A 7,079-nucleotide genomic window follows, 5' to 3' on the forward strand; every position below is an offset into this window, starting at 1 on the left:
AGTTCAAATGAGTGAAATCGAAGAAAAAGTTATTAAAAAACCAGAATCCTTATATGACAGCTTCCCTAGAAAAGGAAATGACATTTACAATACTCATTACTGCGCTGGTTGCGGTCATGGTATTTTACATAAATTGATTGCAGAAGTGATGGATGAATTGGATATCCAAGAAAGATCCGTAATGATTTCTCCTGTAGGATGTGCTGTATTCGGTTATTACTACTTCAATTGTGGAAATGTACAGACTGCACACGGAAGAGCTCCTGCAGTTGCTACAGGTATTTCAAGAGCTGAAGACAATGCTATTGTAATGAGCTATCAAGGAGATGGGGATTTAGCTTCCATTGGATTGAATGAAACATTACAAGCTGCTAACCGTGGAGAAAAATTAGCGGTTTTCTTTGTAAACAACACTGTTTACGGAATGACTGGTGGTCAAATGGCACCAACAACCTTGATTGGTGAAAAGACTGTAACCTGTCAAAACGGAAGGGATGCTAACTTTGCAGGATATCCATTGCACTTATGTGAATTATTGGATAACCTAAAGGCACCTGTATTCATTGAAAGAGTGTCCTTAGCAAATCCAAAGCTTATTAGAAAAGCTAAAATCGCTATTAAAAAAGCTTTAATGATTCAAAAGGAAGGTAAAGGTTATGCTTTCGTTGAAGTTTTATCACCTTGTCCAACCAATATTAGAAGAGATGTGAAAGGTGTTGAAGACTTCTTGATTAATGAAATGGGTAAGGAATTCCCTGTAAAAAGATTTAGGGATTTATCCAAAGAAAGAGAACCTAAAGAAAGACCTGTAAGTGATTTCTCCATTGAAACTCTTGATAAAGTCTTTGGAATAGATAGAAGCAAGGAAATCAAGGAAATCGAAGAGGACTTTGATGACATCAAGGTTAAAATAGTTGGTTTCGGTGGTCAAGGAGTATTAAGTACTGGCCTTACCCTTGCTCAAGCAGCATGTAGTGAAGGTAAGGAAGTGTCATGGTATCCAAGCTATGGGCCAGAACAAAGAGGAGGAACTTCCAACTGTTCTGTAACCATTTCATCTAAAACCATCGGTTCTCCAGTTGTGGAAGAATGTGATATATTAATCGCAATGAACAAGCCTGCTTTGGAAAAATACTCTATTGATGTTAAGGAAAAAGGAATAATCCTATACGATTCCCGTGCAGGAGATTACAATAAGGATAATCTTCATGTAAAGGATGATGTTGAGATCATTGCTATTCCAGCAAGAGCTATTGCAACTGAAGTAGGAAATGCAAAGGCTATGAACACTGCAATTTTAGGTGCTTTAATGGAATTAGGTGCAGATAGCCCTATCTTATCTAAAGAAGCATTTGAAAACGGTATTAAGGATACCTTTGCAGCTAAACCAAAACTCATTGATGTAAACTTAAAGGTTTTGGAAGCTGGAGCAACTTGGTTAAGAGAAAACAGATAATCTCTTAACTTTTTTTCTTTTTATTTTTTATTTTCATTTCTTTTTTTTAATTTTTTATTTTCATTTCTTTTTTTTAATTTTTTATTCTCATTTCTTTTTGATAATTAAACGATTTTTATTGCATATTTTTTTCAATTTATCTTATTTTCATGATTTTAATTTTTTTAAAAAAGTTTATTATATAAAAAATTGAAATTATTATTTGAAAAGAACCTATTTTTAAAACTATATAGAGGAGATATTATCACTAAAAATTACGAATTTGATGCATTGGACGCTAAAGACCAATGTGTTAAATGGATTCAGGAATTCTTTGAAGAAAACGGAAAAGGTTGCAATGCTGTTGTGGGCATCTCTGGAGGCAAGGATAGCGCTGTAGTTGCTGCATTATGTGTAGAAGCTTTAGGTAAAGACAGGGTTATCGGAGTCCTAATGCCTAATGATGTTCAATCAGACATTGATTTTGCTAAGCTTCTTGTAAATCATTTAGGCATTGAGCATTACATAATCAATGTTAAGGATGCTGTAAATGGTGTTTTAGATCAATTATCATTATCTGGAATTGAAATCAGTGAGCAAACCAAGATAAATCTCCCACCTAGAATCAGAATGTCTGTTTTATATGCAGTTTCCCAATCCAATAATGGTAGGGTAGCAAACAATTGCAATTTATCTGAAGATTGGGTAGGATATTCCACTCGATATGGTGATGGAGCTGGAGACTTTTCACCACTCTCAAACCTAACTGTGACTGAAGTTAAGGAAATAGGAAGAAGCCTTAATTTACCTAGGGAGTTAGTGGATAAAGTACCAACTGATGGACTCTCCAATCAATCTGATGAAGAGAAGCTTGGATTTACTTATGATGTATTGGATAAGTATATACGAACTGGTGAAATTAGTGATAAAAAGACAAAAGATAGAATTGATTACCTCCATGAATTGAATAAATTCAAGTTGGAATTGATGCCAAGTTTTGAATATAAATAATTCTTATTTTTTTTTAAAGTGAATATTTGATAGTTTGAATATTTGTCCATTGTGATTTTATAGAGATGATTTCATGGCTGATAAATTTAGCAAGGAGACCCGCAGTTACATCATGTCAAGGATCAGGGGAAAGGACACTAAGCCAGAGATTCTTGTTCGTAAGTATCTCTTCGCTAGAGGGCTTAGATTTCGAAAGAATGATAAAAGATATCCTGGACGTCCTGATGTTGTGCTTCCTAAATACAAGACTGCTGTCTTTGTTCATGGCTGTTTTTGGCATCTTCATGAGGGATGCAAGTACGCTAAAATGCCAAAGTCCAATGTTGAGTATTGGGAGGAGAAACTCTATAAAAATAGAGAACGTGATGCTCGTAATCAGGAAGAGCTTAAAGCTATGGGATGGACTGTTCTCACTGTGTGGGAGTGTGAATTGAAAAAGGACAAGCGTGAAGAGACACTTGAGATCTTATACGATAGAATAACATCCCAAGATAATGAGGAATAGAAGAATTATTACAATTTCATCTAATTTTTTATCTTTTGTAATAATTTATAACGATTTATAATTATTTATAATGATTTAACACGATTTTTTTCTAAAATAAAAGATTGTTCGTAGTTTATATTGCAAAATACGAACAATCAGAGGATTAAATAGTATGTATTTATATACCAGTTTTTTTATAATAGTAAATAATATATGATTTTTTTATTTTTATTAAAATCATGTAGAATCATTATGTTCTATATTGCTATAGAACTTTAAAAATGGAGTCGCTAAATGTTTATGACTGTATTTTTTAGTTTCCTAGTATTTTTAGGAATGTTAATATTCCTAAACGAGGGAGATATTATCCTCGATTATATATGAGCACTATATAATAATACTAATACCTGTACTATTGTACAATGTATTCATTTGAATGATAGATGTAACTATTGTTCTGTTTTGTTTTTCAATTAAGTTTTTTAAAAAACTTAATTCTTTAATTCTTTTTTTAAATTTAATTGATAATTTATTGATAATTTATTTATAATTCTTGTGGGCTGGTAGCTCAGATGGTAGATCGTCGCCTTGGCATGGCGGAGGCCCCGGGTTCAAATCCCGGTCAGTCCACTTCAATTTTTTTATTTTATTTTAGTTTAGTTTATTTTATTTTATTTTTTTTATTTTTATTAGTGAGTAATAGTTTCTAAAATTAGTGTTTATTGCTAAATAAATAACATTAAAAAAGAAGTTTTGAAATAAAAAAGAATAAAAATAGAATAAAAATAGGATAAAAAAAGAAAATTAAAAAGGATTAAACCTTTTTAAAATTTAAATTGCAACTTATGCCAATTCTAAATAATAAAACTCCTTTTGCTCCACCTTTCATAGCTGCTTTTGCATCTTTGAGAAGAGCTGAATGGGATAATTTTTTAGTATTCTTATCAGAATGATATGATTGCAAACCAACCCAAATTTGAGCTCCATTTGATTGGCTAACGAATTTTTTTGTTACAGAAGTGAGCCATGTCCTTTTTTTCTTATAATTGCCTTTATATTCCATTGGAGTCAACACATCAGCGTATTTGCTCATTGTTGAAACATCTTGGCCAAAGGAATAGGTCATTGCACTTGGTTCAGGCATTATGGCGGCTGAAACAATGCAATTAGGCTTAATCTTACGGACTTCAATTGAAGCTTTTTTCATGAAGTAGTTTATTGCACGATTAGGATCTTTATATAAATGTGCAGTGCCTCCAAAACGGACATAATCAAAGTGAATGCCGTCTACTCCTTTAATCTTTGCATAGCTTTTGGCTTCTCTAATCCTTTTATTTAAGAAGGAATATTTGATTTTGTTATTTTTATCGATAGGTCTAACCCATTTTCCGCCTCTATAACAGACTTGCATCCATAAATGGACTTTAATTCCATGTTTATGTGCTTTTTTGATAAAGGAAGCAACACCTGATCTTCCATATGTTGCTATTGCATGAACATGAAGGAAAATGTGTTTAGTGCCTCTTTTTGCAAGGCTTTTAAGATTCACTTTTTTCATATGGTTGGACCATAACCAATATCCGTCCCCTTTAGTCATTTTAGGTTTGACTTTTATTTTAAAGGAACCGTTTGAAGCTAAATAAGGTGAGTTGCTTTTAATTGAATATTTGATTTCATGCAATCCTTTCTTAAGACTTAAGTAGATTTTAGCGTTACCGTACTTGTTAGTTTTAGCAGTATAGGTTTTTCCTGCAACCTTGAATGTTACTTTCTGATTTTTTAAGGTATTGTTTTTTGCATCAAGCAATTTTACATAGAATAATGATTTTAATCCTTGACGATAATTGATGTATTTATCTCCAACTCTTAATTTGGTTTTAATTGCAGATGCAATAGTAACTTTACATGTTTCAGTTGCATTGCTTGTTAAATCATCACCTAAATAAGTTATTTTTGCATAATAAGTTCCCTTATTTAATTTAACATTCAGCTTGACTTCACCATTTGCATCAGTGGTTTTATTATAAGTGACGCCATTTAATTCAATTTGAAGTTGTTTTGAAGATAATGCAGTATTATTTGCTGTTAATTTGATGCTTATTGTAGTTGTGAATGACTCATATCCTTTAACATCTGAAGCGGTTATTGTGGAATTTGCCTTTTCTTCTATAAGCTCATCTTCATCATCATTTTCGTTATCTGTTGTGTCTTCAGGAAGTGCATCAGTTGGATTTTCAGCAATTATCTCTTCATTGCTTTCTTCTGTGGATTGATCTTCACTTAGAATCTCCTGCACTTCATCAACTGCATTCTCATCTGCAGATATCATTAGATTATCCGCTGCTGAAACTGCAGTTATGGACAGTATCAATAAAGTGAAAATAGTTAATAAAAATATTTTTTTCATAATAAAACCTTTATTTTTCTTTATTTTTATATGTACTGTTTCATTATTGGTTTCGTTTGTTTCACTAAACCAGTCTTTTTAGTGATAATATAATAGATTATTGCACAAGTTATTTTTTCAAGAAATTAAATTAATTAAAAAAATTAATTAATAAGAAAGTAAAATAGAAAAAAATCTTAAAATGTATTGTAAATAAAAAAAAGAAAAAAAGAAAAAAGAAGAAAAAGTTACCATTTAAAGTAACTTACAAGTTTGCTTTGAAAAATTCTGCAATCTTTTCAAATGGTATCACATCTGTCTTATAATATAAATCAGTGTGTACAGCATCTGGAATGATTATTAGCTCTTTATTGTCTCCAGTCAATTTAGCGAATTCATCTTCTGAGAAATATCTGGAATGAGCCTTTTCTCCATGAATCATTAAAATTGGGGTTCTGATTTCATCTGAATAAGCTATGATTGGTTGAGATATGAATGACATGCAGCCAATTACATTCCATCCATCATTTGAACCTGGAGACCTTGGATGGTATCCTAATGGTTCAATGTAAAAGTCATGATAATCCTTTACAAATTGTGGCAAGTCATCAGTCACTTCCTTAATGACTCCTCCCGCTTTTGCATATTCTCCATTTTTAAAGTCTTCTGTTCTTTGGTTGTTTAATGCAACTTTCATTTCATATCTTGCATCAGCATTATCATCTGCATCATAATACCCTTTTGCTGTAATACGGGTCATATTATACATTGTTGAAGTAACTGTTGCTTTGATACGAGTGTCGAGGGATGCAGCATTTAAGGCCATTCCTCCCCATCCACAGATTCCACAGATTCCAACTCTATCTCCATCAACTTCATCTGATGTGACAAGATAATCAACTGCTGCTTGGAAATCTTCTGTATTTATGTCAGGGGATGCCATATCACGAGGTTCGCCTAAGCTTTCCCCTGTAAATGAAGGGTCAAAAGCTATTGTCAAAAAGCCCATTTCAGCTAATGTTTGAGCATAAAGGCCTGAGACTTGTTCTTTTACAGCGCCAAATGGTCCTGCACATGCAATAGCAGGCAATTTGTCTTTGGAATCCTTTGGTTTGTATAAATCTGCAACCAATGTGATTCCATATCTATTTTTAAATGTCACTTTTTTGTGGTCTACTTTATCGCTTTTAGGGAAAACTTTATCCCATTCTGTTGTTATTTCAATGTTATTCATAAATAAACACCTTTTTAATAATTAAATAATATTCATATTTCAAATTATCTTTAATTTGGAATAATCGTATAGACTATTCTAAACTAAAAACTAATGTAACATTACCCTGTCCTAGAACTTCTTTTAGCTCATTGGAGCTAATATTGTCTATTTTGCCTAATTTTGTATAGCTCCATGAATGAGAGCCATAAAACAAGGATACTTTATCTCCTTGATATAACACAATATCGCCAGGTTCTGTATTAATATTTTCATCACTTGTTGGAAGTGAAAAACCTAATTCCCCCACTTTCTCAAAGCCACCATATTCTGTTGCATTAACAGTAATGTTTCCTTTTTCCAATTCTTTAAGGAATTCTTGTGTAGCGGAATTATTTTCCAATTCAACATCGAAAATATCCTCATTAATTTGGACTTTAACTGAATCATCCATATTATCATCTCCATTTGAACATTATAATATCATATATTAATTAAAATTAATAGTTACTTATAATTACTAATTATATAATTTATTAATATATCA

General features: G+C 31.9%; 6 protein-coding genes and 1 tRNA gene. 4 read left to right on the forward strand and 3 right to left on the reverse strand.

Annotated features, from left to right (window positions below; translation table 11 throughout):
• Window positions 1-7 precede the first annotated feature (7 nt).
• The 4 genes from Q0409_RS02105 to Q0409_RS02120 all read left to right on the forward strand — a co-directional run bounded on the left by Q0409_RS02105 (window position 8) and on the right by Q0409_RS02120 (window position 3,563).
• Window positions 8-1,456: a 2-oxoacid:acceptor oxidoreductase family protein gene (locus Q0409_RS02105; RefSeq protein WP_298534614.1), complete on the forward strand. Its 1,449-nt coding sequence runs from the start codon at window positions 8-10 to the stop codon at window positions 1,454-1,456.
• Between the two features lie 189 nt (window positions 1,457-1,645).
• Window positions 1,646-2,446, forward strand: coding sequence for an NAD(+) synthase (gene nadE / locus Q0409_RS02110; RefSeq protein ID WP_298534588.1), 801 nt, complete (start codon window positions 1,646-1,648; stop codon window positions 2,444-2,446).
• A gap of 73 nt (window positions 2,447-2,519) precedes the next feature.
• Complete coding sequence (locus Q0409_RS02115; RefSeq protein WP_298534591.1) at window positions 2,520-2,951, forward strand: very short patch repair endonuclease; 432 nt, start codon at window positions 2,520-2,522, stop codon at window positions 2,949-2,951.
• Window positions 2,952-3,490: 539 nt separating this feature from the next.
• Window positions 3,491-3,563: transfer RNA gene (locus tag Q0409_RS02120), tRNA-Ala, on the forward strand.
• Window positions 3,564-3,747: 184 nt separating this feature from the next.
• Here the strand turns inward: Q0409_RS02120 and Q0409_RS02125 are convergent.
• The 3 genes from Q0409_RS02125 to Q0409_RS02135 form a co-directional block, all read right to left on the reverse strand.
• Window positions 3,748-5,340 carry a putative glycoside hydrolase gene (locus Q0409_RS02125; RefSeq protein WP_298534594.1) on the reverse strand — a complete coding sequence of 531 codons (1,593 nt, stop codon included), beginning with the start codon at window positions 5,338-5,340 and terminating at the stop codon, window positions 3,748-3,750.
• Window positions 5,341-5,584: 244 nt separating this feature from the next.
• Complete coding sequence (locus Q0409_RS02130) at window positions 5,585-6,553, reverse strand: alpha/beta hydrolase (protein WP_298534597.1); 969 nt, start codon at window positions 6,551-6,553, stop codon at window positions 5,585-5,587.
• 73 nt (window positions 6,554-6,626) lie between these two features.
• Window positions 6,627-6,986, reverse strand: coding sequence for a cyclophilin-like fold protein (locus Q0409_RS02135; protein ID WP_298534600.1), 360 nt, complete (start codon window positions 6,984-6,986; stop codon window positions 6,627-6,629).
• Window positions 6,987-7,079 lie beyond the last annotated feature (93 nt).

Origin of the sequence: uncultured Methanobrevibacter sp. (genome assembly GCF_937898925.1) — an archaeon.
In the GTDB taxonomy this organism is placed as follows: domain Archaea; phylum Methanobacteriota; class Methanobacteria; order Methanobacteriales; family Methanobacteriaceae; genus Methanobrevibacter.